Source organism: Nocardia sp. NPDC004260 (assembly GCF_053603155.1).
In genome coordinates this window covers 1-26,094 of the sequence record NZ_JBSGEZ010000004.1, presented here as the reverse complement: position 1 = coordinate 26,094, position 26,094 = coordinate 1, and the positions used below count along the sequence as shown (strand labels likewise).

The following is a 26,094-nucleotide window of genomic DNA, read 5'->3' as shown; positions in this document are numbered from 1 at the left end:
ATCAGCGAGCCGCGCATTCGGGCTATTGTCGTTTCGTCTTGCGGCCATCGGATCGGCGAGTCGACCGTCCAGCACAGTTGCTGTGGGGTAACTTCTGGCGTCATACCTGCGGCGGTAGAGGCGAAACGGCCGGTAATCGGCCGGTGTGAGCGGGCGATCATCGGCCTGCACGGACCGGACGCCGACGGCAACGTGCGCACGGGTCTGCTCCATCGAAAATAAAGGTCCGGAGCCCAGTCGCCGACGTCGACACCGGCAACGTTCCTGTCCAGAACGCCCGAGTTGGTCGGGCGCCGAGAGCCGAAGGTTCGCTCATGCCACACTCCATGCGCGCGCTCGTAGCCGGAAGAATCGGCGAGCCAACCGACGTCCTGCGCCTGGAGTCACGGCCCGTTCCCACGCCGGAAGCCGGTCAGGCGTTGATCCGCGTGCAAGCGACACCTATCCACGCCAGCGATCTGCACATGCTGCGTGGCCGCTACGGTTTCGCCCCCGAGTTTCCCACCGTGGTGGGTATGGAATGCGTGGGCCGAATCGAGGCTCTGGGCCCGGATACCGAGGGGCTGCAGATCGGTGAGCGCGTGGTGACCGTCGGTGTGACCGGCACGTGGCAGGAATACCTTGTCGCCGATACGCGAAGGCTTCTGCCGGTCCCCGGCCATCTGAGCGATTCCAGTGCCTGCCAGCTCGCGGTCAATCCGTTGACCGCGCTGCTACTGGTGACTCACGAACTCGACGTACGGCCGGGTGAATGGATGTTGCAGACGGCCGCGGGCTCCACCGTCGGCCGGCTCGTCATTCAACTGGCCGGACATCTGGGTATTCGGACGATCAACGTCGTGCGGAGACGCGAGGCCGTCGAGGAGATCAAGACGCTCGGTGGCGAGGAGGTCATCTGCACCGCGGATGAGGACCTATTGCAGCGTGTCGCCGAAATCGCAGGACCGGCCGGGGTGCGCAAGGCCATCGACTGTGTCGCGGGCGAGGTAGGTGCCCAGGTATCCCAGGCATTGGCCCCCGGCGGAGAGGTCGTGGTCTACGGCGCGCTCTCCACCCACCGCCGAGCCGACCCGGCAGCGCTGACGATCCCGCTGCTGGCACGCTCGATCATCTACGAAACCAAAGTGGTCCGTGGCTTCTGGCTCTACCACTGGTTTCGCGCTACCGCACCACAGGATGCGCTGCACGCGCTCTCCCGGGTTCGCAGTCTGGTCGCTGAGGAAGTGCTGCACATCCCCCGAGGCCGACCGTTCCCGCTCGAACACTTCACCGAAGCCGTCTCGCTCGCCGAAACACCCGCACATGGCGCCAAACCCCTCCTCGTCTTCGAACGAGGCCGGGGCGACGACGGCGGGTAAGACGCCGTCCTGAACAGATACGCCCATCTGCTCTGGCCTCGATGCGAGGTCGGTCGCCCGGAGGGCGAGACCGACTGCGTCACATGGCAGCGAGCATTCATTCGCTCGACGTCGTAGGTGTCGAGCAGGTGGCATCCGGTCGGTTCGCCCGGCGCAAACCCGGTTCGATCGGGTGATACAGAGAAAGTTACTCACGGCAATCGATGTTGTGTGGGGTCAAGGCGACGCACCGTCGAAGGACATGACTTTCCAGGCTGAATGTTGTTGTCGGGTCAGCCGGTACACCGCCGCCCAGCGGCGGCGTCCGTTTCTCGGGCGCCGCGACCGCTGTGAAGTGCTACGTTGTCCGTGCAGTCTCGTGAAACCGCCGCGCGTCGACGACGCTCGGCGCTTCGTACAGCACCGGGCACCTCTGGTCAGGAGGCAACGCGTGAGTACCTACACGGTCGGCTACATCGTCGGCAGTCTTTCCAGGGAATCCGCCAACCGGATCCTGTCCAAGGCCCTGATCCGACTGGCGCCAACCCGGTTGTCGTTCACCGAGATTCCGATCAAGGATCTGCCGCTGTACAACCGCGACTACGACGTCGACTACCCGCCGGAGGGCCGCGCACTCAAGGCGGCCATCGCCGCTGTCGACGCTGTGCTGTTCGTGACGCCGGAATACAACCGCTCGATCCCGGGAGCGCTGAAGAACGCCATCGACTGGGCCAGCCGCCCATGGGGCGACAACTCGTTCGCGCTCAAGCCGTCCGCCGTCATCGGCGCCTCGCCGGGCAAGCTCGGCACCGCGCTCGCTCAGCTCAGTCTGCGCAGCGTGCTCGGCTATTGCAATTCCCCGCAGATGAATTCCCCTGAGGCCTACATCCAATTCCACCCGGACGTCTTCACCCCTGATGGGGATGTCCTCGACGACTCGACGAAGCGATTTCTCACCCGGTTCATGGCGGATTTCGCCACTTTCATCACCCGCGTGCACAGCGTGGTCCCCCAACTCGGCTGACCCGATCTGCCCGGCCCGTGGCAAGCGGGTCGCCTCCGCCAGCGCCGAATCGCCACAATATCCGCGAACTCCGTCAGCGTCGTCACCAGTTCGCGGGCGAGTGTCGGACTCACCATCGCCGGAACCGGAGGCGTAGTGGCCGGATCGCTTGCCCAGTACAGCCGGATGGCGCCGTCGGACCGGCGCTCCAGAACGGTCAGCAGCGGCACAGGTCGGCCGTCAGAGCACCGTCGCCGCCGGGAAGTTCTCGGCGGCATCATCGACGCGGTGCCGCACGTGGCTTTCCGCAACCGGGGCTGCCGGTCGATATAGTTGCACGGGTCCTAGGTCTTACATCGTGGGCGCGTGTCGGCGAGCCGGCTCGCTACCGGATTCCACGGGAGGCGCGGCGTGACATCGACATACCTGGGGAAGCCGTATTATCCAGCGTGGCTGGACGATCTCGCCGACGATGTAACCGGGGAAGGCGCGGCGTGGGACGGCGTCATACAAGGCGCGCAAGCCGTCCATGAAGTCGTGGTCGCCGCCCGTGAAATATACGAGTTTCAAGATTTCCACTACGCCGGGTCATGCGGCGAGAACAGTTTTCTCGAGGACTACACCTCATCGGTCCGCGGCGTGCCGATTCACGTCATTGTTCTGGTCACCTTCGACGCCGCCGGAAAGGCCCAGCGCCTCGTGGTGAACCACCGGCCACGTAGCTCGGTGCTGCTGTTGTCCCGTGTGATGCTCGAGCGGTTCGCCGGCACTCCCCTGGCCGAGCATTGGGAAAACACACCGTGAGGAGCGAGCATGAGTGCGCGCTTGTACTTGATCACCGGGGCGGGTGGTGGCACCGGTGGCGTGAGCAGGCAGGTAATCGAGCGATTGCGGGAACGGGGGGAGCGCGTTCGCGCGTTGGTGCACCACGACGACGCCCGAGCCGAGCCGCTGCGTGCGCTGGGCGCTGAAGTCGTCGTCGGCGATTTGACCGAGCCGCGAGATGTGCTCGACGCGATGACCGGTGCTGATCGCATGTTCTTTTCGATGGGGGTTTCGCCGAGCTACCTGCAGGCGACGGTGGTCGTCTGCGACGCCGCATTGGCATACGGCCAGCTCGAGGTGGTCGTGAACATGTCTCAGATGACCGTCTCTCAAATGACGCTGACCAGTGTGGGCGAGTCTCGCCAGCATCGGTTGCATTATCTCGCCGAGCACGTCGTGAACTGGTCGGGCGTGCCGGCCGTGCACATCAGGCCGACGGTGTTTCTCGACAATCCGATCTTCACCGGATTAGCGGCACCGTCGCTGCGCGAGCGAAACGTACTGGCCCTCCCCTTCGGAACGGGTCGAACGTCACCGATAGCGACCAGCGACGTGGCACGCACGGTTGCGGCAGTACTCGCAGATCCCGCTCACCGCATCGGCGACGTCTACGAATTGACCGGTCCGCAGAGCTTGGACATCGATGGCCTGGCCGCCGAGTACACCCTGGGACTACACCGGCCGATCCGCGGCACCGACATTCCCCAGGAAACCTGGGTCGAGCAGGTCCTCGAGCCCCGAGGTCTGCCCCCGCACGTCGAGCAGCACCTGGCCACCATGGCACTGCTGCACCGCGCTGGGCGCTACGACCGAGCCACCGACGACGTCGAGAAGATCACAGGACAGCCACCATCCACGGTTGGGCGGTACATCGCCGAACACACGGAGTTGTTCTCGTAGTGCTCGTCGGGTGCGGGGTCGTGCGGATGCTCGGGACGGCGACCACGTTCACGGCCCAGGATTCATGGGGGCTCGGTGATGATTTCACAGACGCGGCGGAAAACGCCGATGGAAAGCATTTCGGAGAGTCCGTATGCCTTCGACAAGGCAGAGAGCTGAGCCGGGCGTAGCGTCTTCGGAGTCACAAACCGAGCTGGCGATGGGAGAAACGTATGGATCTACACCTGTCGGGCAAGGTCGCCGTGGTGACCGGCGCCAGCAAAGGTATCGGACTCGCGATCAGCCAGGCGCTGGTGGACGCCGGTGCCTACGTGGTGGCCGGATCACGCAGCCGAGGAGCCGGTCTCGGAGCGCTGGTGGATGCCGGGAAAGTGACTTTTGTATCCGCCGATTTGTCGCTGCCCGGCGGCGCGGATGACCTGATCGCGGCTGCGGCGGATCACGGTGGCATCGATGTATTGGTCAACAACGTCGGCGCGGTTACTGTCCAACCGGGCGGTATCGCCCGCGTTACCGACGACCAGTGGCAGGCGTCCTGGGATCTCAATGTGATGGGGACTGTGCGGCCGACCCGCGCCGCGCTGCCACAGATGTATCGCCGTGGCGGTGGATCGATCGTCATTGTCGGATCGGTCAATGCGTACTATCCGGACCCCGGCATCTACGACTACTGCGCCACCAAGGCCGCCGTCACCAATTTCGGCAAGGCATTGTCGAAGGAATTGGGGCCGAAGAATATTCGCGTCAACTCCATCAGCCCCGGGCCCGTGACGACAGGGCTGTGGCTGGACGAAGGTGGGGTGGCCGACACGATCGCCGACGCCAGCGGTCAGACTCCGGAACAGGTGCGGTCCGCGACAGCCGGTGCTGCCGCCATGGGCCGGTTCACCACTCCGGATGAGGTTGCCGACCTGGTCGTATTCCTGGCCAGCGACCGGTCCGCGAACATCACCGGATCCGATCTGAGGATCGACGGCGGCTTCGTGACCACGATTTGAGACCGACCAGTCACAAACGACCCGCTCCGCGGCAGGCATCGACCGCGGACTCGACCCCGACGAGGTGCCTCCCGCCCGGACAAGCCACCGGTCCTGCGCATGCTGGCCGTCGGAGCTCCCGACGGCGCGATCCGCCTGTGGAACGTGGCCGACCCTCTCCCCGGGGCCGGGCGCGGTTCTGTCCGGCCGTCCAGAAGGAGTGTGCGCCGCGGATTTCGGACCGGATGGAGGGTCCCTGGTGGCTGGCGGTAACGAGGGCCGGGTGGCGGTATGGAATTTCGCGGGTCCTGCCGCCCCAGCGATAGTGAAGAAGCACGAGAGTCCTGTATGCACTGCGGGTCTTCAGTCGCGAAGGCCACCGCTTGGTCACCGCGAGCCGCGACAGCGCCAAGACATCGAACGCCGTTGTCGCGGAGCAGTTCCCATCGGCTGCCGGACTGGCCGCCGCCGCGTAACTGTGGCGCGACTCGATGCGTCATCCGTTCTCGGTCACGGTGGTGTCGGGGTGACGGCGGCTGGTGTCAGGCTTGACGAAATGCCCAGTAATTGCTGAGCGGTCGCGCCGATTGTCCCCGTCGTGAGGCTCATCCTCACCGAGGGTGGTCTTCGGGTTCTCCGCTGCGGTCTCCTCGCTCACGTATTCGCCGGTATCGGCGGAGCGGTAACTCTTCTCGGCCACGTCAACCTCCTTGATCGTCTGGTCTAAGCCGTTGTCGAGGCACTATGTCGTGTCCTTCACCGAATAGCACCACCGCGCCGCTGTAAACGGCCGCCCCCTTGTCTCGGCGCCCCGGTAGCAAAAGCCTCCACACCAGAAACTCACTGCGACCAGCTGCGACTCACCAGCACACGCTAGACGTGCTGAGCCGAATTCCGCAGACACGCGTCAATTCTGAACGGCCTCCACATAGACCGACTTCCTTCGCCGAATGCATCCGCCCGTGTTGATCATCGACGGCACGTGCGAGGGCCTAGCCGCCGCCCAGTGCGGTGGCTGGTGGACAGGTCGCGGAACTGCTCGAGCCGGTTGAAGCATCGCTCGACGACATTGCGCTGCCGACAGGCGTCGGGTCGAATTCCGGTGGACGGCCCCGCGTGAGACCTTGGCTGCGCGGAGTGCGGCCTGGTCGTCGCGTTCAGCCCCGACGAACCGGACTCGGTGCCGTCGTCGCGCCTGTCGCGTCGAGGGATGCGATTGCCAGTTTCCATCTGCGGTCCAGGTCCGCAGCCGACTCGGCCACCACTCGCACCGGCCTGCGCGAGCGGGAGATCACTGCCACGATCCCGGTCCCGGCCGATCAAGCCGGACACCGCCGCAACCTCGGCCGCCGGGGCGAACGACCACCGGCGTTCGAACTGGCTCCGCTCGTCGAGCGGTGGCGCGAGCAGTACGTCGCCGAACGCGAGGCCGCCGGAAATCACGGTCAGGAACGCGGCTGACCACGGCGATCCTCCGATGAAAGGGATCGGGTCGGCCGGTCACATCATCCGTGCGGCCGCCGATGGCCTTCGAAACCGCCGATCACCGCAGGCAGCGGACCCGCACGCGTTTCCGTGCGTATGGCGGTGCGCAAAGGGTAGGCCGCATATGCACCTACTTCGACGAATGGAGGCGTCATGAGAGACGTCGACGACACCGTTCACACAGACCACGGCCGTCGCCTTCGAATTCCCCGTAGCCGAGGAGCCCTCGGCGGGCTCGCGGTGCTACTGCTGGGCTTGTGGGGTGCGCTGATCCCGTTCATCGGACCCTACTTCGACTTCGCGTTCACTCCGGACGACCCGTGGGTGTGGACGGCGGCGCGCGGGTGGCTCCAGGTATTGCCCGGCGTCGCCGCGATCATCGGCGGATTGCTCATGCTGGCCAGCCGCAACCGGCTCGTGGCCAGCTTCGGCGCGTGGCTGGCAGCGGCAGCGGGCTTCTGGTTCGTCATCGGGCCGATACTGGCGGACACCCTGAAAATCGGGGATGTCGGCGAACCCGTCGCCACGTCCGATCTGAAACGGGCCCTGCTGCAATTGGCCTACTTCTATGGTCTCGGAGCGCTGATCCTGTTCTTCGCCGCGACCTCACTCGGCCGATTGTCCGTGCGCAGCGCACGCGATATCGCCTTCGCGCGACGCGAGGTCGACACCAGAGCCGCCGAGGCCGACAGTCGGCGCCGCGTAGCCGACGCGCCGGGCCCTGCGGAACCCGCCCCCCGTGCCGATGCCACACCGGGGCCGCGACCGAACAAACCCGGGCTGTATCGCAGCTGACCTCACCTCCAACGTTGCCGAAAACGGTGGCCGCGGCGTTCCATCCGCCACGTTGCTACGCAGCACCGTTGGCACACAATATGGTCGGGTCACGCGTGTCGGAGGTCCTCCGATCGAGGTAGGGGCTCAGGAACGCTTCCCGACGAATCCCGCACCGCAGCCAGCCAGAACGCATCCTGCCCACGCGCGATGCGAGTCGCCCAACCGGTTCAGCCGATCCGCGGTGAAGACCCACTCGACAGCCGGCAACGCCTCGTCGGCGAGTTGCCGCGCCGATGCTGGTCAGCTGCGCGTTGATGACCTACAGTTCGTGTACGCATCGCCACGCCTCTAGATCTGGGCGCTCACCAGTTCCAGGCGATCCTCAGGCTGGCTTCCTCTTTCGTCGCTGTCGTCCGTCCCCCATAGTCTCGGTGAACTCGGTACGCACGGACCGTTCCATTGCAGCCTTTGCGATCGCCGAGTCCCGGAGCGTACAAAGCCCAGGTCGCCTCATCGAGTGCGGTCGAGAAGCGCCCGTCGGCGCGCAGCGGGTCCGCGCGCAACGACCCCCACGCCGCCGGCACCACACCAACACGCAGCACAAACGGATCGGCGCTGAGCGCCATCGGAACGAGCAGCGCCGTCCATCCCCGTAGCGCGCCCGATGGACATTCCGAGAAGGGAAATCTCCTGTGGTATCGCCGACCCCGGCCGAGAGCTCACGGTAGGTCGGCGAGGGCTGCGACGACAGCCCATGCGTCGGAATGCGGTTCCGATGTCCAGGGGGCCGTAGGTTTGTGGATACGCAGCGAAACCACGCCGTGCAGGGCGCACCACACACGCAGCGCGAGATCCGGGGATTTCTCGGCGGTGGGTAACAGATCGGTGAGACGGTCCAGCAGATCCAGCCCTGGCCCGGTGCCGAACTCGGTCGGGGGATCGGGGCGCTCGAACAGCAATTGGTAGGCGCCCGGATGGTTCTCGGCCCAGGTGAGATAGGCATCGACCAACGAGCGCAGTCGGTCGGCACGAGTGCTGTCCGCAGGGACTGCGGCATCCAGCGCGTGCCGCAGCCGACCGAACAGTTCCTCGGTCACGGCGTAGTTCAGCGCGTCCTGAGACGGGAAGTGCATGTAAACCGCGCTGGGCGCGACGCCGCAGGCCCGGGCGATGGCCCGCAGCGACGGCGTCGGCAACGCCTGCGGTTCCAACAGCAGTTCGATCGCGGCGGCAACCAACTCCGCGCGCAGCCGCTCGCCCTCTCCACGTACTCGTCGTTGGCGTGTATCGGTCATCGAGCCTCCCTTGACAAGGATCACTGAACAGCTGTTAAGTATTGCTAGCTTAACACCTGTTCATCTTCGGGAGGCGAACATGAGGAACTGGGAAGGCGCGACCGCGGTCGTGACCGGTGCCAGCAGCGGGATCGGCGCGGCGTTCGCCACAGCCTTGGCCGAAAGACGTTGCGACCTGATCTTGGTGGCCAGGCGCGAGGATCGGCTGCGCAAGCTGGCGACAGACCTCGAACGCACCTTCGGCATTCGGGCTCGGGTCGTCACCGCCGACCTTTCGATCCCCACGGACGTCGAGCGACTCGCCGACGTGCTGAGCGCGGACGCCAACCCGATCGACCTGCTGGTCAACAATGCCGGTTTCGCAACCCACGGACCGCTCGTCGACCACGACTCGGCGCGAACGCGCGAGGAGATCGCGGTCAACATCACCGCCGTCGCGGAACTGACCCGGGCGGTACTGCCGGACATGATTCGGCGCGGCGACGGAGCGGTGATCAACATCGCCTCCACCGCGGCGTTCCAACCGATCCCGTTCATGGCCGTCTATGGGGCGACGAAGGCGTTCGTGCTGTCGTTCACCGAGGCGCTGTGGGGCGAACTCGAAGGCAGTGGCGTCACCGCCCTCGCCGTGTGCCCGGGTGCTACCGACACCGAGTTCTTCGATGTCGCGGGCGAGGCCGCCAGCGTCGGCCGAAGGCAGACATCGGAGCAGGTGGTGGACACGGCACTCCGCGAACTGGACCGCCACGCGCCCCGGCCGAGCGTGGTATCCGGACTGGCGAACGCGGTGTCCGCGCGTCTGCCGCGGTACCTGCCGCGCCGCACCACGATTCGCCTGACCCGTAGATTGGTCGCCGCGAAATGACGATGTACGCGCTGCGGCCGAGCAGCCTCGATGACATCTCTGCGATGCGCTGCCACCTGCGCACCGAACGTATCGTGACGGCATCGGCGCAGCGCACCTTCGACATACTCGCCACCGGCGAAGGGCAACTGGAGTGGGCCGCCGGATACCGGACCACTACCTGGTACGGAAGTGCCCCGCATGACGTGGGAACGATCCGCGACATCCACTTGCGCTGGATCACCGTGCGCGAACGTTTCCTGGCCTGGGAGCCCGGCGCCCGATTCATGTTCTCCGCCGACGCCATGTCGATCCCGTTGGCCCGCACAATGATCGAGGACATCACCTTGGATCCGGTCGGACCCGACCGCTGCCGCCTGGTCTGGCAGGTACACCTGGACCCGGCACCGGTTCTGCGCCCGATCGAATCCCTCGTGGTGCGACGCATTTTCGAGCCGATGTTCGACTCCTTTGCCGCTGGACTCGCCCGATTCGCCTGCGCGCACCCTGATCGACCATCGAACCAGCCGCCCGCAGGTCCATGAAGACACAGCCGCGTCGGCCGGTTGGCCGACGCGGAGTTGGAGAAGGACGCGCTGCGGGAGATCGCCAAGGAAAATGGTGAGCCCGGCCGATCCGGATGCCGGTTCGCGGGCCTGGGCCCCACGAAACATCAACGTCACGGGTTCCGCCGTGCCCGGGCGTCGTTACGGTTGGATGAGGGCCACGTCGTGGTGGACTAGAAGCGGCCGACCTGCCACTCGCCCTCCGCGTAACGTTGTGAACACCCGGACCTGGATCGGTTATGCGGACGATACATCAACCCGTCGGGTAAAGGTCCTACGACACGTAGCACTACTCGGACGGGTCGGAAAAGGCCATGAACACATCGACCCTGCCGCCCAGCCATGTCCGTTGCGCAGCCACCGGCCACAGTGTGCCAGAACAACCCCTCGCGGCCAGTGACCATGGCGTGCCACCAGTGTGGCGACGGCAAGTGCGCTCGGTTCGCAGGGCGTGACGATGTCGTCGGCTGCGCCGCGACGAAATCGCGGTGGACGCCCCACCCGGCTACCGCGCGCCGGCCGACTTCCCGACCGGCATCTGCCGGGCCGCCGACGACTCCTGCCTCGACAGTTTCCTCGTGCCCGCAACCCTGTATCGATGAGTCGATCTCGGCGTGTTCTCTCCCGCCCTCCCTGCGGTTTGCGGCAGAGTTGCCGAAGACCGGTTGTAATCCTGAACAGGCCGCCCACTCGAGTCGGGAGATAGCGCCGTCCCTCCTGGGCGTAGGTGAGACCGGTGAAGGAACTCACTTCAACTGCGTGAAGGAACTTCACTGATGAACAAATGGTCTGACGCCCCACCCCGCCGGGTGAGCATCGTGGTGGCGGGCGCAGGAGCCCGCGGCGGCTATGAGGCCGGAGTGCTATCGGTGCTGGTGCCGCGCCTATACCGTGCCGGCGTGGAATCGGTGCGGTTCCTCGGTACGAGCGCTGGTGCCATCAACGCGACGATCTTCGCCGCCCTGGCGCATTTGCCGCCGGACGACCAAGCGCAACAGGCACTGCGGGTGTGGCGCGACATCACCGTCGGCGACGTGTTCCGGTCCCCGACCATCGCATTCCCTCGCCTCGCCGGCCGCGCCACCGGCCAGTTGCTGCGCATACCGGGAGCGGCACTGACCCATCTGCTCGACACCGCTCCGCTGTACCGCACGGCCCGGACCGTCATCGATTGGGATCAGCTACGCAGCAACATCGCCCAGAAACGTACCGCGCTCGCGGTGGTCGCGACATCCGGCGCGGACAACCGCAGCGTCGTGTTCGTCGACCACGCCGACACCGCGCCGCTGCCACCATCCGACGATGAACGGCCGATCGATTACGTGTCCGCCGCTATCACGGCCGAGCATGTGCTCGCGTCGGCGGCGATTCCGATCGTGTTCCCACCGGTGCGCATCAGCGACCCGCCACCGTGGGCCGGGTGGTATCTGGACGGCGGGGTACGACTCAACGCACCGCTGAAACCCGCGATCGCGCTGGGCACCGACGCGATCGCCGTCGTGGCGACCCACCCCGTCGCCGACGTCGACGCCACCGCGTCGGCACCCGGCAACGACCCGCCGCCGGATGTGGACGACGTCATCGTGCGGCTGATGGACGCCGCTCTGGTCGATCGGATGATCGAGGATTTGCGCACGCTCGCGAAAGTCAACACGCTGGTCGACACCACCGAGCCCGCCACCACGACCGGGCGAGCACGACAGGTCATCCCCTTCCTTGCCATCACCCCACCAGCGCGAGCGACCCTCGGCACCCTCGCCGAAGAAGTATTCGCCACCCAACGCCACCGGCGCGGCGGCATCGTGCCCACACTGCGTCAAGCGGAGTTACGGCTGCTGGGCCGCGTACTGGGCGGGGACGGCCCCCGCCGCGGCGACCTGTTCAGCTACCTGTGCTTCGACCCTGAATTCATCGAAGCATCCATCGAACTCGGTCAGCGCGACGCCGACACCGCCTTCGCCGCGGTCCCGGCACAGCAGCTGCCCTGGCGGATCGGACCACGACAACCACTCACGACCGCAAAATGATGAGACACTGCGAGCTGGGTCGCTGGCCTCGAGGGCGATGTCGTCGAGCAGCAGGGGGGACTCCGGGAGCGCGTCGAGACCGAAAGACAAACTACACGTGTCATCCGCTCGAGCCGGCGGGGAATCCTTCGTTGGCTCAGATCGGAGAATTGATCAAGAACCTGCGCAGGCTCCGAGCCCGGGATGATCATCACCGCCGGTGTTCCCCGCATCCACCTGCGGTCTCCCGCGCGGTGCTCATGCCACCGCGAGGATGAGGCCGAGCGCCCCACGTCGATCTCAGGGGTGTCGTCCAGTCATTCCTGGTGCGGATGCGAGGTCGGACTCGATCGCTCGGTCCGGCCGCAGGCTCCGGCGCGCGTCGCCGCTGAACCGGTAGTCGAACGGATACACCGCACAGCATCTGCCTGCGGCTGCGGCGTGGGCCGGCTATCGCGACACCGGCCCGGTGATCACGCGCTGGGCCCAGGCCGCGTGGTCGAGCAAGGTGTCGTCGTGACCGGATGGCGCGGACAGCAGGATTCCGGTGCGCAACCCGTCCGCCGCCACGGGTGCCGGCAGGGTGATACCGCAGGTGCCGAGGTAGCTGAGCACCATGGTGGTGCGCAGTGAGGTGGCATTGGCCCGGTCGTAGCGGGCGGCGTCGGCGCGGAGGTCGGCGATGCGCGGTGGCGGATGACGCACGGTGGGGCACAGGAGCGTGGCCCCGTCGAGTTCGGCCGCGAGAAGCGCACGCAGCAGGGGCATGTCGGCATAGACGGGCGCGATGGTGTCGGCGATGTGCGCATTGCCGGCGAGCCTGCGCCTGGTCGCGGGTTCGATCGGCATCGTCGAATGCAGCCGGTGGTGGTGCAGCAGGTATGCCTCCGCACCGACGATCGTGCCGTTGCGGTCGAGCAGAGCCTGCGCGGTCGCGAGCGAGTTCACCTGCCGCACAGTGACATCAGCGCCGGCAGCACGAAGCGCAGTGACGCCGGTGGCGAAGTCGTCGAGGATGCCGGGCGTTGCGTCTTCGGACCATTCCCCCGCGGGGACGACAAATCGCGGCGGTACGGCCGGGCGGGACGCCCGGCGTGGCAGCAGCGTACGGTCGAGCGCGATGATGTCGTCGACGGTGGTGGCGAAAGCGCCGACGCTGTCGAGTGTCACCGACAGCGGTGCGAAGTCGTGCGGCCCGTACCGGCCGGGACTGGCGCGATACCCCACGATGCCGCAGAACGCCGCCGGCACCCGGACCGATCCCGAGGTGTCGGTGCCGACGGCGAGGGGAACGATTCCGGTCGCGACGGCGACCGCCGATCCGGACGATGATCCGCCCGGGACCAGACGGGGATCGAGCGGATTGGCGGGGGTTCCGAAGTGCAGGTTGATCCCCAGGCCGGAGAAGGCGAATTCGCTGAGGTTGGTCTTGCCGATGGTGACCAGACCGCAGTCGTGCGCCCGCCGGACCAGGTGCGCGTCCACGACGGCGGGCCGGTCGTGGCGGTGAGCGGCCGAGCCGCAGGTCGTGACGGCGCCTTGGACATCGAACAGGTCCTTCCATGCGACGGGGACCCCATCGAAGAGGCTGCGGCGGGAGCCGCGCCGGCGGCGGCGGTCGCCGGCCTCGGCCTGGTAGCGGGATCGCTCGCCGGTGACGCTGATCATCACCCCGGCCGCATCCGGCTGCCGGGCACGGGCGACGGCGGCCGTCATCAGCTGCACCGAGGTCGTCTCACCCCGGTCGAGGGCATCGGCCATGGCGATGGCACTGATCATGGTTCGAATGGGTGCTTCCGATCATCGCGGTACGAAACGCGTCGGTCGTTACGGTATCGCGGCACCCACTACTGGTAGATATGTGTGAATATACACCACTGCCCCCGAAACAATGTGTGAGTATCCACTGTCGGAGGTACGGGTCGTGTTGTTGACTCGTGGCATGACAGCGTTGAGCTATCCGGAGCCGGTGACCATACCCGCCAGAGAAGCCCGGTCGGTGATCCTGCGATCCGGCGAGCGATTGCGCATCACCGACGTCTGCGGCGGCCAGGTGGGGGATGTGTTCGCCTACAACGCCTACGACATCACCGAGCATCACAGTGCCTCGCACACCCGTACCCACACCGGCCGGTTGTTTCCGGCGCTGGGCGAGTACTTCGTCACCAACCGGCGCCGCCCCATCCTCAGCTATCTGGCCGATACCTCCCCCGGTGTGCACGACATGCTGATCGCGGCCTGCGATCCGGAGCGCTATGCGGCATACGGGGATCCGGTGCACGCCAGCTGCGCCGACAACCTGCGGCGAGCGCTGGCCGAACACGGGCATCGGGTGCCGTTCATCCCACAGCCGATCAACGTCTTCATGCGTATCCCGGTCACCGCCGGCGGCGACCTGTCCTGGCTCGACGCCGCTACCGCGCCCGGCGACGCGATCACCTTCCGTGCCGAGATGGATTGCCTCGTCGTGGTCTCGGCCTGCCCGCAGGACCACAACGTCATCAACGGCGCCGGACCGACCCCGCTGGCCATGACCGTCCTACCCGCCATCACCGAGGAGAGCACCGATGACGACCACTGACCTGGCCCACCCGGCACTCGAGCCGTGCACGCTCGGCACGCTGGCCTTGCGCAACCGATTCGCCGTCGCGCCGATGACCCGCGTCTCCGCCGACCCCGACGGCACCCCCACCGCGCAGATGGCCGAGTACTACCGCGACTACGCGGTGGGCGGGTTCGGACTGATCATCACCGAGGGCATCTACCCCGACGCCACCCACAGCCAGGGGTATTTCAACCAGCCCGGCCTGGTCACCGACCGACATGTCGCCGGTTGGCGGACGGTGGTGGACGCCGTGCACGCGGCCGGGGCACCGATCGTGGCGCAGTTGATGCATGCCGGTGCCCTCTCGCAGGGCAATGCCCGCGGCTTCGAGACCATCGCGCCGTCGGCGATCCGGCCGCGCGGTCAGATGATGCCCGACTACGGCGGCCCCGGCGGACCGTGGGACGTCCCCCGGGCAATGACGGCCGCCGATATCGACGATGTCGTCGCCGGGTTCGCCGCCGCCGCGGCGAATGCCCGGGCGGCGGGTTTCGACGGAGTCGAAATCCACGCCGCCAACGGCTATCTGCTCGACCAATTCCTCACCGATTACACCAATCAGCGGACCGACGAGTACGGCGGGCCGGTGCGGAACCGGATCCGGTTGACCGCGCGCGTGCTGCACGCCATCCGGGACGCACTCGGGGCGTTTCCGGTCGGTGTGCGGCTGTCGCAGACAAAGGTCAACGACTTCACCTACCGCTGGCCCGGCGGGCAGGCCGACGCGCGGGTCGTCTTCGCGGCCCTGGCGGACGCGACCTATCTGCACATCGCCAGCGAGGGCAGGAATTTCCTGGACACCGCCCGGTTCCCCGGCGGCGACACCATCACCCGCCTCGCCAAGGAGGTGTCCGGCCGCCCGGTCATCGCCAACGGCGGCATGCACGACCTGGCCCAGGCCGCCGACGTCCTGATCGGCGGGCATGCCGACGTGCTGTCCCTCGGCCAGGGCGCGCTGGCCAATCCGGACCTGCCGCGCCGCGTCGCGGCCGGGATCGCGCTCGACCCGTTCGACCGTGCGATGCTGCATCCCATGGCCACTTTGGACACCGCGCGGGCCTGGCGCGAGCGAGACCGGACATGACCGAGTGGCACCGCGGTGCGGCCGCCGTGGCGACGCTGACATTCGACGTCGACGCCGAGACCCCGATCCTGGCGGAGGGCCGGCGATACGCCGACCAGCCCATGGTGATGTCGCACCAGTCGTACGGACCGGACGTCGGGGTGCCGCGCATTCTCGATCTGCTCGACGAGATGTCGGTGCCTGCCACGTTCTTCGTGCCCGGATGGGTGGCCGAACAACGGCCGGGCCTGGCACGATCGATCGCCGACCGAGAGCACGAGGTCGCGCACCACTCCTACAGCCACCGCCCGCCGACGTCGATGCCTGCGGGCGGTGAACGCGCCGATTTCGAACGCGCGCTGAATGTCTTCGCGGCACAGGGCATCGACATCGCCGGGCATCGCGCCGCGATGTGGAGTGCCACCCGCGAAACCGTCGACCTCGTCGCCGAATTCGGGCTGGCCTACGACTCGTCGCTGATGGGAGACGACCGGCCGTATCTCGTGGACAGCCCGCACGGCGCGGTGGTGGAGCTGCCGGTGCATTGGTCGCTCGACGACTGGGAACAGTACGCGTACCTGCCGGAACCGCGGATCGGTTCGGTCATCGAGTCACCGCTGAAGGTGGAGCAGATGTGGCGCATAGAGCTCGAGGGGATGCGCCACTACCGCTGCCTGTTCAACGTCTGCATGCACCCGTTCCTGACCGGGCGGCCGGGCCGGACGCGGGCGTTGCGCAACCTCATCGCCTACGCCCAGGAGTGTGCGGATGTGACCTTCGCGCGTTGCCGCGACGTCGCCGCCTGGGCCCGCGACGATCCATCGACACCACGACGGCCGCTGCCGGTGTACGACGTGGATCCGGCGGTGTACCCGGAGTGAGCGGCGCGGTGATCCGCAGTGCGGGTCACCGTGTCTCGCCCCGGGGAGCCGGGCCGATCGTCTCGGCCTCCAGCGCGAGGAACAGGTCCACGAGGTCCTCGAGCCGGTTGACGTCGCGGCCGGTCAGCTCGGTGATCCGGGCGATGCGATTGCGCAGGGTGTTGACGTGCACGTGGAGGGCGGCGGCGGTGACCGCCCACTGGCCCTGGTGGGCGAGAAAGGTCCGAAGCGTGTGCTCGAGTTCGGTGTGCGCGTGGGCATCGTGGTCGCGGATGATGCCGAGCACGTGATCGGAGAAACGGCGCAGCACCTGAGCGTCGAGCAGGCCCAGCAGCATCCGGTAGGTCGCGATATCGGCGAAGCCGGCCACGTCCGGGCCGTCCTTCGACCGCAGGATGTGGCAGATCTCGCGCGCCCGCACCAGCGGTTCCCGCAGTGCGGCGGCATCGGCGGCGATCTCCCCCACTCCCACGACGATGCGCGGGTGCCGCACCCGCCTGCCGGTTTCCGCGGACAGTTCGCGGGCGAAGCGCGCCACCTCGGCGGCGCTGCGATCCCAGGGGAACAGGGCCACGACGTCCCGGCTTCCCGCGGCGGTGAATCCGGGAATTCCGTGCGCGGCCAGGATCGCGCCGACGGCCTCGGCGACGGCGGCGGGCACACTGCCCTCGGGAGCGCCTGCGCGGGCAGGCGCGAGAGCGAATACGGCCAGCGGCCGGTCCGAGGGCACTCCGTACGCGCGCAGGCGCCTGCTCACCTCACCGGCACGCCGCGGACCCGACAGGATCATCTCCAGCAGTTCGGCCGCGAAACGTGCCTCGATCGCCTGCACCGCTTGCTGTTTGGTCACTTCAAGGCTGAGGAAGCGGGCGGCCTGGGTGAGCGCTTCGCGGTCGGCCGCGGTCAGCTCCGCGGCCGGCGCGAGACAGTACAAGCCGGCGTCGATCTGCCCCATCGCACCCTCGACGAGATAGAGCGGCGAGGGCACGCAGCCCAGGACGTCGACCTCGAGCGGCGGCGGCGTGCGATGCAGCGCGGCGGCGGCGACGCGGATCTGATCGTCGGTCGGCTCGCAGCCGATGGCGGCCAGACAGCGGCCCGATCGGTTGACGACCAGCAGCGGCAGATTCGTTTCGCCGCGCAGGATTTCGAGCACGCCCGCCGCGCCACCACCTCGTGACAGTGCCGTGGCCAGCGCTTCCCCGCGATGCACGGTCGCGGTCAGTTCCGCCTGCAGCACCTCGTGCTGGATGCGCGCGGCGGCGCTGGTGAGCGCGGCGAACGGCACGCCGACGCACAGCTCGATCAGGGGCAGGCCCCGCGCTCGGCACACCTCGGCCAGCCCCGGCGGAATGGCCGGTGTCTCGGCGGTCAGCCCGAATACCAGCCCGACCGCGCCCGCTCGCGAGACCGCGTCGACGAACGACTCCGCCGGCACGTGCGCCAGCCATAGGCCGTTGGTCAAGACCAGTTCGCCCGGCCGGACATAGCGCGACGGATCGGGCAGCTCGGTGGTGTGCAACCACCGGATCTCCGCCGTGAGGCGCTCGGTGAGATCCGGTGTCACCACCCGCAAACCCAACGCGGGATCGGCAACGAGTCTGCTAATGGTCAGCACCTATCGAAATGTACACACGTCTCCGGCGAGCAGTGGATGTATGTCCATACCACGAGCCCTTGCAGCGGTGCTCTTATGAGGTGAGTCACTTCCGAAAGAGGAACCACATGACATCCCCGCAACCGCCTGCCACCACGAGTACCACCGCGAACCTCGTCGACCCCGGTCTCCGCTTCGACGACCACGGTGTCCGCCCCATCCCAGACGGCGAACGAGACTGTTCGCCCTGGGAACTGTTCTGGATCTGGTGCGGAGCCAACATCGCACCCATCAACTGGGTCCTCGGCGCCCTGGGGATCGTCCTCGGCCTCGGTCTGGTCGACACCCTGATCGTCATCGTGGCCGGAAATCTCCTCGGCTGCACGGTGTTCGGCCTGTTCAACGTCATCGGTCACCGCACCGCCGTCAACCAAATGGTGCTCGGCCGCGCGGCCTTCGGCAGCACCGGATCCGCGCTCCCGGCCGTCGTGCAGGGTCTGCTGACGATGGCCTGGGTCGGCGTGAACACGTGGGTCGTTCTCGATCCGTGCTCGCCGTCCTCGAACAGCTCGGCATCCGGGGCGACATCGGATTGAAAATTGTTGTCGCAGCGGTGATCATGATCGTTCAGGTCGCGCTGGCGCTGTACGGGTTCTACGCGATACGCACATTCGAGAAATACACCGTTCCGCTCACCGTCGCGGTCATGGTGGTGATGACCGTCGTGGCGCTCGGCGGGTCGCACGTGGACTGGACCCTGTCCTCATCGCTGACACCGGGGGAAAAACTCACCGCGGCAACACAACTCATGACCGCCATCGGTGTCGGCTGGGGGTTGACCTGGATCCCCTACGCCGCAGATTACAGTCGCTTCGCGCGACCGGATCTCAGTGGCAAAGCCGTGTTCTGGTCATCGGCGGCCGGTATGTACCTGCCGACGGTCTGGCTCGCCGCGCTCGGCGCCTGCCTGGCCAGTGTCGGTGGCAACGCCGACCCGTCCACCCTCGTCGTCGGCACCTTCGGGGTGCTCGCCGTCCCGGTGCTACTGCTGATCATGCACGGCCCGATCGCGACCAATATCCTCAACCTGTACTCCTGTTCGCTGGCCGCGTTGACTATCGGTATCCGGATCGCACGCTGGAAGCTCACCCTCGTCGCCGCTGTGGTCGCCTCCGCCGTGCTGGCCGTGTTCGTCGATTCGTCCAGCTTCGCACGCGCCTTCGACAACTGGATGGTGTCGATCCTGATGTGGATCAGCCCGTGGATGTCGATCATGCTCATCGACTACTTCCTCGTCCGTCGTCACACGTTCTCGGTTCCCGAGCTCTACACCGGTGCGGCGTCGGACTACGGCACGATCAATATCCGCGGCCTGGCAAGCCTCGCCGCCGGGCTGGTCGCCGGTTGGTCGTGGCAATACGGCGTCGTTTCGGCCATGCAAGGACCGGTAGCGAAAGCCTTGGGCAACACCGACTTCTCCTGGCTGTCCGGCAGCCTGGTCGCCGGTGGCCTCTACGGTCTCCTGAGTCTCGGTGCGCGCTCACGCCGGACCTCGACCGCGGTCCTCGGGCCCGGCGTCCGTGGCGGGTAGATCGGGGCCGCCCGGTGCCTCGGGCCGGGTCCTGCCGGACCCGGCCTCGGACGGGGTGGTGTCCGCACTCGCCCGCAGCGTGGCGGGCGGCAGGTGCTATTTCGCCTCGAAGAACGCGGTACTGGCCGCACTGGTCGAACGCACCGTGACCGCCCTGCGCGCCGAGATCCACGCCGCCGACGCCACTGGTGAATCGGCAGCGGCCCTGCGCCGCAGCCTTGATCAGACCCGCGATATGTGGCGCGAGCATGGCAGCGTCATGCGCGCCGCCGTCGAACTCGCCCCGATGATCCCGGCCGTCGGCGACAGCTGGCACGGCGCCGTCGCCGTCATCCGCGACATCACCCGGACTATCACAGAACGCGCGGGCCTGCCCGGCGACGACGGCCCGACGGGCGCGCACGCCATCACGACCGCCCTGGTCTGGATGACCGAACGCGCCTTCTATCCGGCGTCGAAATCGGGTCCCTCGCTCGACGACACCGCGCGGACACTGACCCATCTCTGGCTCACCGCCCTGGAACCGGCAGCGGGTCGCTGACTCGAATCGACCAGTGCGACGGCAGCACCGGGTCATCGCTGAGGATGCGATAGTTCAGGTCGGACAGGGCGGCGGTCGGTTCGAGGCCGAGTTCCCGGCCGAGGCGGCCGCGCATGGCGCGGTAGACGGCCAGGGCGTCGCTGCGGCGACCGGCGCGGGCAAGTGCGACCATCAACAGGCCGCAGACTCGCTCGCAGTGCGGGTGGAGGGCGAGCAGGGCGGTCGCCTCGGCGATCGCGCGCTGGGAATCCCCGGTGACGGAGGCGATGTCGATGGACATCTCCCGCAGGCCGCGCTGCATTTCGCGCCAGCGAGCCCGCTCGGCCTCCGCCCACGGACCGGGCACACCGGCCAGGGGATCGCCGCGCCACAGCCGCAGGGCGGAATCGATGGCGCGGGCAGCCTCCGCGCGATGCCCGGCGCTCAGGGCGTATTCCGCGGTCCGCCAATGATATTCCACTGTGGCGGTGTCGGTTTCGCAATCGACGGCAAGACGGTAGCCGCCATGCGGGGCGGTGACGATCTCCCGGCCGGGTGTGGCGAGCAGCTGCCGAGTGTGCAGGACCAGATTGCGCAGGGCGGTCACCGCGGACCGGGGCGCGTGGATACCCCAGATGCCGTCGATAAGCTGGTCATTGGCGACCACGCGATGATCGTGACCAGCGAGCATGACCAGCAGCGCTTGGGCTTTCGGCCGCCGCAGGGGCGACCGGATGCCGTCGAGTCGCGTCTCGACGGGGCCGAGCAGTGCCAGGCGCAATGGTGCATCGGACATCCGCGGACTCCCTGTTCGCTCGTGGTTCACGGCAGGAGGCCGTGTTCCATGGCGTAGACCGCCACGCCCGCGCGGGTGCGCCGACCCGTCTTGTGATAGATGTGCGCCAGATGGTGGCCCACGGTCCGGTCCGAAATCTCCAGTCGCTCACCGATTTCGCGATTGCGCAGGCCACGTGCGGCCAGGCGCAACACCTGCACCTCGCGACCGGTCAGGCCCGCGGGCAGCACGGTCGGCGGGCGGGGTCGTCCCGCCGCCTCCACCACCGCCGCCGCGGCCTGTTCGTCCAGCGCCCCGTTCTCGGCTTCGCGCATGAGGATCTCGGCGGCGGCGTGAACCGGGTACGCCGGGCGGTGCGGACGCGGTTCGGTGAGGGCCGCGAAAGTGTCGGCGGCGGCGAGGATTCGGGCGTCGAGCGACAGCGTGGCGGAGGAGTCGCCGCGGTGGTATCCGCCGCCGTCCACCCGTTCGTGGTGGGCGGAGGCGATGGGGGCCAGCGCGGCCAGGGCCGGGACGCGGGCCAGGATGCGTTGAGTCCAATAGGTGTGCATGCGCACGCGTTCACGCTCGGCGACGCCCAGCGGCCCCGGCTTGTCCCACACGCTGCTGGACACGCCCACCCGGCCCAGGTCGTGCAGCAGTCCGGCACACCGCAATCGGCGGGCGGCGGCCGCGTCGAGGCCCGACAGCCGGGCGGCCTGTTCGGCCAGCGCGGCCACGTGCTCGCTGTGGCCGAGCAGCCACGGGGACTTCAGGTCCACGACGCGGGCCAGGACCGCGCACAGCTGCGGGAGCCAGCCGTACGGCAGGGTGTGGTGCGGTGTCGGCTCGGTGTCCAGGACCGTGGCGAAGGCGTCCCGATCGTCGAGGGGTGCCAGCGCGCCGGTTGGGTCGCGCAGGAACTCCGCGGCCAGTTCCGGATCCAGCTGTCCGCCGCTGCGGCGGCGCACTTCGGTCGTGGCAGCGGAGATTCCGTCCACCGCATGGGCCAGTACCGCCTGCTCGGCGAGGTGAACGATCCGGGCCGCGAGTGAGATGTGTTGTCCCGCGGTCCCGTCCGGGATGCCGAGCCCGTCCCAGCGCTCGTAGACGTGGTCCAGGGCATCCAGCGAGTCCGGGCGCAGGCCGAGTCCCGATCCCAGGGCCCGGCTGGTTTCGCAGCCATTACGCATCGCCTCGACCCCGACGGTGGGGAACGCCTCGACCAGGGTCCGTGCCAGCCTGGGCGCATCGGCTCCGGCCCACGCGCCGAATCCGGCCAGCTGTCCGGCGAGCACCGCGTCGTCCCCCGGGTCGAGCGTCTTGAGCGCGGCCTGCACCGCCACGTCGTCGCCGAACAGCGCAGCCAGTTCGGGCGCGTACGAGGTGCATCCGACCGACCGCAGCAGCGCCGTCTCGAAGACGGTGCGGCGCATGATGGGATCACTGCCGGGCAGGTCCTGCGCGAACCTGGTCGCCACCGCGCACGCGCGCAAACCCTTCTCGAAGGTCATGCCCGCGGCCAGATCCGTGGTGAGCGACAGCGCCGCAAGCACCTCCGCGACCCGCAGCGGCGGCTCCTCGGTGCGCGGCGGCCGTTCCGCGGATTCGAATCCCATACGTGTCCTCCCGATTGCTCGTCGGCTCGATGATCTCGATCCCGCAGGCCTTCGTCATCGGCCGAACGACCTACCGAACCTTCCCGACCATCTCGCACTCGATGGCGGGCATCCAGGTGCCATCGGCCCCACCTCCCGATTCCGTAGGCTGTTCGGCCGATGCGGGGTCGAGCCCGAGTGCCGATAGTCGCAATCGCAAACATCTTGCAGGAGGACAAGTTTCATGACCGACACCACCGCATCCACCAAGCCGGGGACACCGGAGAGCGCATTGATATCCAGTTTGTACGCCCTGTTGGCCGAGGGCCGCGTCGATGCCCTCATCGCCGCGTTCAGCCCTGCCATCGTCTGGACCGTGCCACCCGGCCTGCCCTACGGGGGAATCTATGTGGGGCACTCCGGTGTGGCCGACATCTTCACCCGAATGACCGTGGTCTGGGACCAATTGCGGGTACTGCCCGACGAAGTAGTCGGCGTCGCCGACCGAGTGTTCGCGACGGGCCACTACACCGCGGTCTCGCGCACCACCGGCCGGGCGATGCGCGCCAGGTTCACCCACCACTGGCGCTTCGCCGACGGTGCGCCGATCTCGTTCGAGACGGTCGCCGACACCGGCACCATGGTCGCGGCCCTGTCGTGACACACCGGCGGCCCCCGTCCGTCGTGCCGGGGGCCGCCCACAAGCCCGCGAACGCGCTACGCTCAGGCGCCGAAACGCCTTCGGGAAGCTTCGATTTCACCCAGGTAGCGCTGGGTCCACTCGCACATTCTGCCGATGATCACCCGCAGGGCCTGCCCCGACTCGGTCAGGGTGTACTCCACGCGCGGGGGCACCGTCGGATGCACACAGCGTTCGACCAGACCATTGCGTTCGAGCATGCGCAGATTCTGGGTGAGCATCTTGTGGCTGATGCCCTCGACCGCGATGCGCAGGCGGGTCAGAATCCAGCGGGTCACCCGCCGTGGCGACGGTGTGATCCGGTCGCCCTCGAGGCGACCCTGGTTGATGTACCGGTAGAGCAGGTTCTTGCCACCGGTGCGGACAACCTGCCCGACGGACGACGCTCTCACCTGGATGATCTGCTGGCCGCCTGCCCCGAGATGACCGCCTTGGCCGATTTGGTTCGCGAGTTCGCGCAGCTGATGACCGAACGACGCGGCGCCGAGATCGACGCCTGGATCAAGCAGGTTCGAGAGGCTGGCCTCATCGAGCTCGAACCGTTCCTCACCGGCCTCGACCAGGACCACGACGCCGTCGTCGCCGGGCTGACCCTGCCCTACAGCAGCGGACCTACCGAGGGCGTGAACACGAAGACGAAGCTGATCAAACGCCAAATGTACGGCCGCGCAGGCTTCCCCCTGCTCCGACATCGCATCCTGCTCGGATAGCCAGGGCTACCGCTGAGTAGGCCCGGGGCGCGGTGGCGGGATTGCTCCTGCTCCGTTTCCCCGGACCTCTCGCCGAACCCGCCGTGCAACTCTCGACGCAACGGGCTCTCCACGGTTTCTCCCCGTCAAGCTGGTTGCGTGGCCGCGCCAGCGGTAACGGGTAACCGTTGTGCTGGCCATATCGAACAACGCGGTCCCATCCGCTGCCGTGATCGGCAACCACCGCCCGGTGTGGGTGGTGTAACGGCGGCGAATATCGTTCCAACCCCAGCGATGCCGGGTTTGCAGCATCCGGATCACCCGCTGCCAGACAAAGTGCGCCAGCGCGGTGAACCGGTCCTTGGCCACGGCATGCTTGAAATAGTTGGACCAGCCACGCAGAATCTGGTTGAGCCGCATGATCACGTAATCCAGACCCTGCTGCGACAGCCGATGGGTCAAGGCACGAACTTTCGCCTTCAGCGACCGGGTGGGCCGGTCACCGATGAAGGTGTAGACGAACCACTTGTCCGTGCCATGCTTGCGACGCCACTGGATGTGGAATCCCAAGAAATCGACCCCGTCCGACAGGTGCCGCACTGTGGTCTTCTCTGGTGAAAGCCGAAGTCCCAGTGGCGAAAGCACCTTCTCGACCTGTTCACGCATCACCTCGGTATCGTCCTTGGTCCCATGGACCAGCACGACGAAGTCGTCCGCGTAGCGGACCAGCCGCCACGTCGGCGCTCCTTTTCGGCGACGGTATGCCCGCTTGGCCTCACTGGCCATCGTCCCGCCCGGCTTCCACGGCGCCATCACCTGCTCATCGAGCACGCTTAGCGCGATGTTGGCCAACAGTGGCGAGAGGATGCCGCCCTGCGGGGTGCCGGTCATGGTGTCCTGGTTCTCGCCGAGCTCGGTGAGAATCCCGGCTTTCAGGAACGCCTTGACCAGCGCCAGGACGCGTTTGTCCCTGACCCGCAACCGAACCCGGTCCATCAGGGCCGCGTGGTCGATCCGGGCGAAACACGCCTCGATATCCGCATCCAGCACCCAGCGGTAACCGCGGGTGCCGTAGTAGTGGATCTCGGCGATCGCATCCTGGGCCCGCCGGTTCGGCCGGAACCCGTAGGAGACCGGTTCGAAATCGGCCTCGAAAATCGGTTCCAGCACCAGTTTGAGCGCGGCCTGAACAACCCGATCGGTCACCGTCGGAATTCCGAGGCGACGAACCTTCCCAGATCCACCCGGTTTGGGGATCTTACGTTCCCGCACCGGAAGTGGCCGAAACGAACCCTCCTTGAGACTGGCCCGTAGGTCATCCAGGCACCCCCGAACCCCGATTTGTTCCTCGACATCGGTGACGGTCATGCCGTCGACGCCGGGAGTGCGGGCTCCGTGGTTGCCCGCGACCCGGTCGAACGCCACGATCAGCGTCGCCGGATCGTGCACGAAATTGAACAGGTCATCGAACCGGCGGCCGGGATCGGCCGCCGCCCAACGGTGAAGCTTGGCCTGCATCTCCGATACCCGCCGGCGCGGCCCCGCAGGGTCCACCGGCGCGGCGTCACCGTTCGGTGGCGCATCTTTCGGCATTACAGTCTCCGCCTTTCTCGAAACCGCTGCCGCCCTGGGCCATGTGACCGACTTTCCCGGCCTCGGACTACTACGGCGGCTCCGCCCCACCCGACTCGTTCGAGGGTCGGTGCGTCTATCCCCAAGCCACGCAACAGGATAGCGCGCCACCGAGGACTCTGATCGGGTGGTTCCTGTGTTCACTGTGTTTCGCTCGACGAAGTAGGAGCCCAACTGTGTCCCTGCGGCATCGCCACGAGTACGCCGTAGACCTTCCTCGTGGCCTCCCGACCGGCTTCGGTAAACCGATCAAGGAGTTCCCCGCCCACCCGAAAGCAGCGGGTGCGCACCGCGTCCTGCCCAGATCCGCCAGGTTCGAGCAGGTGGCCCATGGAGGGACGTAACGACGCTGGTTCCTCGCGTACTCCTCTTCATCCCGCTTGCCGGAACCGCACCATCTGGCAGTACTGGCCACGTCCCGGCGTTGT

General features: G+C 67.4%; 24 protein-coding genes and 1 pseudogene. 17 read left to right on the top strand and 8 right to left on the bottom strand.

Going from position 1 to position 26,094, the window contains the following annotated elements; all coding sequences use genetic code 11:
- Positions 1-464 precede the first annotated feature (464 nt).
- The 5 genes from ACWEO7_RS04360 (at position 465) to ACWEO7_RS04340 (ending at position 5,063) form a co-directional block, all read left to right on the top strand.
- A complete protein-coding gene (locus ACWEO7_RS04360; RefSeq protein ID WP_452420680.1) occupies positions 465-1,358 on the top strand; it encodes a zinc-dependent alcohol dehydrogenase family protein in 894 nt (297 codons plus the stop codon).
- Positions 1,359-1,788: 430 nt separating this feature from the next.
- The gene (locus ACWEO7_RS04355; RefSeq protein ID WP_039796448.1) at positions 1,789-2,361 is read left to right on the top strand and encodes an NADPH-dependent FMN reductase; all 573 of its coding nucleotides are present in this window, start codon (positions 1,789-1,791) and stop codon (positions 2,359-2,361) included.
- A gap of 390 nt (positions 2,362-2,751) precedes the next feature.
- A complete protein-coding gene (locus ACWEO7_RS04350; protein WP_452420678.1) occupies positions 2,752-3,144 on the top strand; it encodes a hypothetical protein in 393 nt (130 codons plus the stop codon).
- A 9-nt stretch (positions 3,145-3,153) separates the two neighbouring features.
- Positions 3,154-4,065 carry an NAD(P)H-binding protein gene (locus ACWEO7_RS04345; RefSeq protein ID WP_452420677.1) on the top strand — a complete coding sequence of 304 codons (912 nt, stop codon included), beginning with the start codon at positions 3,154-3,156 and terminating at the stop codon, positions 4,063-4,065.
- Between the two features lie 212 nt (positions 4,066-4,277).
- Complete coding sequence (locus ACWEO7_RS04340) at positions 4,278-5,063, top strand: SDR family NAD(P)-dependent oxidoreductase (RefSeq protein WP_452420675.1); 786 nt, start codon at positions 4,278-4,280, stop codon at positions 5,061-5,063.
- Positions 5,064-5,538: 475 nt separating this feature from the next.
- Here the strand turns inward: ACWEO7_RS04340 and ACWEO7_RS04335 are convergent, their stop codons facing one another.
- Positions 5,539-5,742: a hypothetical protein gene (locus ACWEO7_RS04335; protein ID WP_039798023.1), complete on the bottom strand. Its 204-nt coding sequence runs from the start codon at positions 5,740-5,742 to the stop codon at positions 5,539-5,541.
- A gap of 938 nt (positions 5,743-6,680) precedes the next feature.
- Between ACWEO7_RS04335 and ACWEO7_RS04330 the strand changes: the two genes are divergently transcribed.
- The gene (locus ACWEO7_RS04330) at positions 6,681-7,322 is read left to right on the top strand and encodes a hypothetical protein (RefSeq protein WP_452420673.1); all 642 of its coding nucleotides are present in this window, start codon (positions 6,681-6,683) and stop codon (positions 7,320-7,322) included.
- 701 nt (positions 7,323-8,023) lie between these two features.
- Here the strand turns inward: ACWEO7_RS04330 and ACWEO7_RS04325 are convergent.
- The gene (locus ACWEO7_RS04325; protein WP_452420671.1) at positions 8,024-8,599 is read right to left on the bottom strand and encodes a TetR/AcrR family transcriptional regulator; all 576 of its coding nucleotides are present in this window, start codon (positions 8,597-8,599) and stop codon (positions 8,024-8,026) included.
- Positions 8,600-8,678: 79 nt separating this feature from the next.
- Here ACWEO7_RS04325 and ACWEO7_RS04320 point away from each other — a divergent pair, with 79 nt between their 5' ends.
- The 3 genes from ACWEO7_RS04320 to ACWEO7_RS04310 all read left to right on the top strand — a co-directional run bounded on the left by ACWEO7_RS04320 (position 8,679) and on the right by ACWEO7_RS04310 (position 12,036).
- Entirely contained in the window at positions 8,679-9,464 is a 786-nt protein-coding gene (locus tag ACWEO7_RS04320) for an SDR family NAD(P)-dependent oxidoreductase (protein ID WP_452420669.1), read from the top strand.
- Positions 9,461-9,988 carry an SRPBCC family protein gene (locus ACWEO7_RS04315; RefSeq protein ID WP_452420666.1) on the top strand — a complete coding sequence of 176 codons (528 nt, stop codon included), beginning with the start codon at positions 9,461-9,463 and terminating at the stop codon, positions 9,986-9,988. Before ACWEO7_RS04320 ends, ACWEO7_RS04315 begins: the two co-directional genes overlap by 4 nt.
- A 797-nt stretch (positions 9,989-10,785) precedes the next feature.
- Entirely contained in the window at positions 10,786-12,036 is a 1,251-nt protein-coding gene (locus tag ACWEO7_RS04310; protein WP_452420664.1) for a patatin-like phospholipase family protein, read from the top strand.
- Positions 12,037-12,465: 429 nt separating this feature from the next.
- On the opposite strand, the gene ACWEO7_RS04305 is transcribed toward ACWEO7_RS04310, so the two are convergent.
- Positions 12,466-13,794: an amidase family protein gene (locus ACWEO7_RS04305; protein ID WP_452420663.1), complete on the bottom strand. Its 1,329-nt coding sequence runs from the start codon at positions 13,792-13,794 to the stop codon at positions 12,466-12,468.
- Positions 13,795-13,957: 163 nt separating this feature from the next.
- Here ACWEO7_RS04305 and ACWEO7_RS04300 point away from each other — a divergent pair, with 163 nt between their 5' ends.
- The 3 genes from ACWEO7_RS04300 to ACWEO7_RS04290 are packed head-to-tail and all read left to right on the top strand — an operon-like array spanning position 13,958 to position 16,564.
- Positions 13,958-14,596: a DUF1989 domain-containing protein gene (locus ACWEO7_RS04300; protein WP_452420662.1), complete on the top strand. Its 639-nt coding sequence runs from the start codon at positions 13,958-13,960 to the stop codon at positions 14,594-14,596.
- A complete protein-coding gene (locus ACWEO7_RS04295; protein WP_452420660.1) occupies positions 14,583-15,704 on the top strand; it encodes an oxidoreductase in 1,122 nt (373 codons plus the stop codon). Before ACWEO7_RS04300 ends, ACWEO7_RS04295 begins: the two co-directional genes overlap by 14 nt.
- A complete protein-coding gene (locus tag ACWEO7_RS04290) occupies positions 15,701-16,564 on the top strand; it encodes a polysaccharide deacetylase family protein (protein WP_452420658.1) in 864 nt (287 codons plus the stop codon). The genes ACWEO7_RS04295 and ACWEO7_RS04290 overlap by 4 nt, the downstream gene beginning before the upstream one ends.
- Positions 16,565-16,589: 25 nt before the next feature.
- Here the strand turns inward: ACWEO7_RS04290 and ACWEO7_RS04285 are convergent, their stop codons facing one another.
- Positions 16,590-18,182: a PucR family transcriptional regulator gene (locus tag ACWEO7_RS04285; RefSeq protein WP_452420657.1), complete on the bottom strand. Its 1,593-nt coding sequence runs from the start codon at positions 18,180-18,182 to the stop codon at positions 16,590-16,592.
- Positions 18,183-18,289: 107 nt separating this feature from the next.
- Between ACWEO7_RS04285 and ACWEO7_RS04280 the strand changes: the two genes are divergently transcribed.
- From ACWEO7_RS04280 to ACWEO7_RS04270, 3 genes are read left to right on the top strand one after another with little or no spacing between them, the layout of a single operon-like run.
- Positions 18,290-18,757 carry a cytosine permease gene (locus ACWEO7_RS04280; protein ID WP_452420655.1) on the top strand — a complete coding sequence of 156 codons (468 nt, stop codon included), beginning with the start codon at positions 18,290-18,292 and terminating at the stop codon, positions 18,755-18,757.
- Between the two features lie 23 nt (positions 18,758-18,780).
- A complete protein-coding gene (locus ACWEO7_RS04275) occupies positions 18,781-19,752 on the top strand; it encodes a purine-cytosine permease family protein (RefSeq protein WP_452420874.1) in 972 nt (323 codons plus the stop codon).
- Positions 19,753-19,810: 58 nt separating this feature from the next.
- Positions 19,811-20,293, top strand: coding sequence for a TetR/AcrR family transcriptional regulator (locus ACWEO7_RS04270; RefSeq protein ID WP_452420653.1), 483 nt, complete (start codon positions 19,811-19,813; stop codon positions 20,291-20,293).
- On the opposite strand, the gene ACWEO7_RS04265 is transcribed toward ACWEO7_RS04270, so the two are convergent.
- Positions 20,262-21,068, bottom strand: a complete 807-nt coding sequence (locus ACWEO7_RS04265) for an AfsR/SARP family transcriptional regulator (protein ID WP_452420651.1) — start codon at positions 21,066-21,068, stop codon at positions 20,262-20,264. The two genes, ACWEO7_RS04270 and ACWEO7_RS04265, sit on opposite strands and share 32 nt — an antisense overlap.
- A 26-nt stretch (positions 21,069-21,094) precedes the next feature.
- Positions 21,095-22,666 (bottom strand): HD domain-containing phosphohydrolase, encoded by a 1,572-nt coding sequence (locus ACWEO7_RS04260; RefSeq protein WP_452420649.1) that lies wholly within the window; start codon positions 22,664-22,666, stop codon positions 21,095-21,097.
- 223 nt (positions 22,667-22,889) lie between these two features.
- Between ACWEO7_RS04260 and ACWEO7_RS04255 the strand changes: the two genes are divergently transcribed.
- Entirely contained in the window at positions 22,890-23,306 is a 417-nt protein-coding gene (locus ACWEO7_RS04255) for a nuclear transport factor 2 family protein (protein WP_452420647.1), read from the top strand.
- Between the two features lie 62 nt (positions 23,307-23,368).
- On the opposite strand, the gene ACWEO7_RS04250 is transcribed toward ACWEO7_RS04255, so the two are convergent.
- On the bottom strand, positions 23,369-23,737 hold the full coding sequence (locus tag ACWEO7_RS04250) for a winged helix-turn-helix transcriptional regulator (protein ID WP_452420645.1): 369 nt from the start codon (positions 23,735-23,737) through the stop codon (positions 23,369-23,371).
- Here ACWEO7_RS04250 and ACWEO7_RS04245 point away from each other — a divergent pair.
- A pseudogene (locus ACWEO7_RS04245) lies at positions 23,687-24,055 on the top strand (transposase); the annotation flags it as partial. The gene ACWEO7_RS04250 and the pseudogene ACWEO7_RS04245 sit on opposite strands and share 51 nt — an antisense overlap.
- Before the next feature lie 6 nt (positions 24,056-24,061).
- Here ACWEO7_RS04245 and ltrA read toward each other — a convergent pair.
- Positions 24,062-25,552, bottom strand: a complete 1,491-nt coding sequence (gene ltrA, locus ACWEO7_RS04240) for a group II intron reverse transcriptase/maturase (RefSeq protein WP_452420872.1) — start codon at positions 25,550-25,552, stop codon at positions 24,062-24,064.
- Positions 25,553-26,094: the final 542 nt, after the last annotated feature.

Coding starts and splice junctions, on each gene's coding strand:
- ACWEO7_RS04360 (WP_452420680.1), top strand. CDS start 465: ATGCTGCGTGGCCGCTACGGTTTCGCCCCCGAGTTTCCCACCGTGGTG.
- ACWEO7_RS04345 (WP_452420677.1), top strand. CDS start 3,154: ATGAGTGCGCGCTTGTACTTGATCACCGGGGCGGGTGGTGGCACCGGT.
- ACWEO7_RS04340 (WP_452420675.1), top strand. CDS start 4,278: ATGGATCTACACCTGTCGGGCAAGGTCGCCGTGGTGACCGGCGCCAGC.
- ACWEO7_RS04330 (WP_452420673.1), top strand. CDS start 6,681: ATGAGAGACGTCGACGACACCGTTCACACAGACCACGGCCGTCGCCTT.
- ACWEO7_RS04325 (WP_452420671.1), bottom strand. CDS start 8,599: ATGACCGATACACGCCAACGACGAGTACGTGGAGAGGGCGAGCGGCTG.
- ACWEO7_RS04320 (WP_452420669.1), top strand. CDS start 8,679: ATGAGGAACTGGGAAGGCGCGACCGCGGTCGTGACCGGTGCCAGCAGC.
- ACWEO7_RS04315 (WP_452420666.1), top strand. CDS start 9,461: ATGACGATGTACGCGCTGCGGCCGAGCAGCCTCGATGACATCTCTGCG.
- ACWEO7_RS04310 (WP_452420664.1), top strand. CDS start 10,786: ATGAACAAATGGTCTGACGCCCCACCCCGCCGGGTGAGCATCGTGGTG.
- ACWEO7_RS04305 (WP_452420663.1), bottom strand. CDS start 13,794: ATGATCAGTGCCATCGCCATGGCCGATGCCCTCGACCGGGGTGAGACG.
- ACWEO7_RS04300 (WP_452420662.1), top strand. CDS start 13,958: ATGACAGCGTTGAGCTATCCGGAGCCGGTGACCATACCCGCCAGAGAA.
- ACWEO7_RS04295 (WP_452420660.1), top strand. CDS start 14,583: ATGACGACCACTGACCTGGCCCACCCGGCACTCGAGCCGTGCACGCTC.
- ACWEO7_RS04290 (WP_452420658.1), top strand. CDS start 15,701: ATGACCGAGTGGCACCGCGGTGCGGCCGCCGTGGCGACGCTGACATTC.
- ACWEO7_RS04280 (WP_452420655.1), top strand. CDS start 18,290: ATGACATCCCCGCAACCGCCTGCCACCACGAGTACCACCGCGAACCTC.
- ACWEO7_RS04275 (WP_452420874.1), top strand. CDS start 18,781: ATGATCGTTCAGGTCGCGCTGGCGCTGTACGGGTTCTACGCGATACGC.
- ACWEO7_RS04265 (WP_452420651.1), bottom strand. CDS start 21,068: ATGTCCGATGCACCATTGCGCCTGGCACTGCTCGGCCCCGTCGAGACG.
- ACWEO7_RS04260 (WP_452420649.1), bottom strand. CDS start 22,666: ATGGGATTCGAATCCGCGGAACGGCCGCCGCGCACCGAGGAGCCGCCG.
- ACWEO7_RS04255 (WP_452420647.1), top strand. CDS start 22,890: ATGACCGACACCACCGCATCCACCAAGCCGGGGACACCGGAGAGCGCA.
- ltrA (WP_452420872.1), bottom strand. CDS start 25,552: ATGCAGGCCAAGCTTCACCGTTGGGCGGCGGCCGATCCCGGCCGCCGG.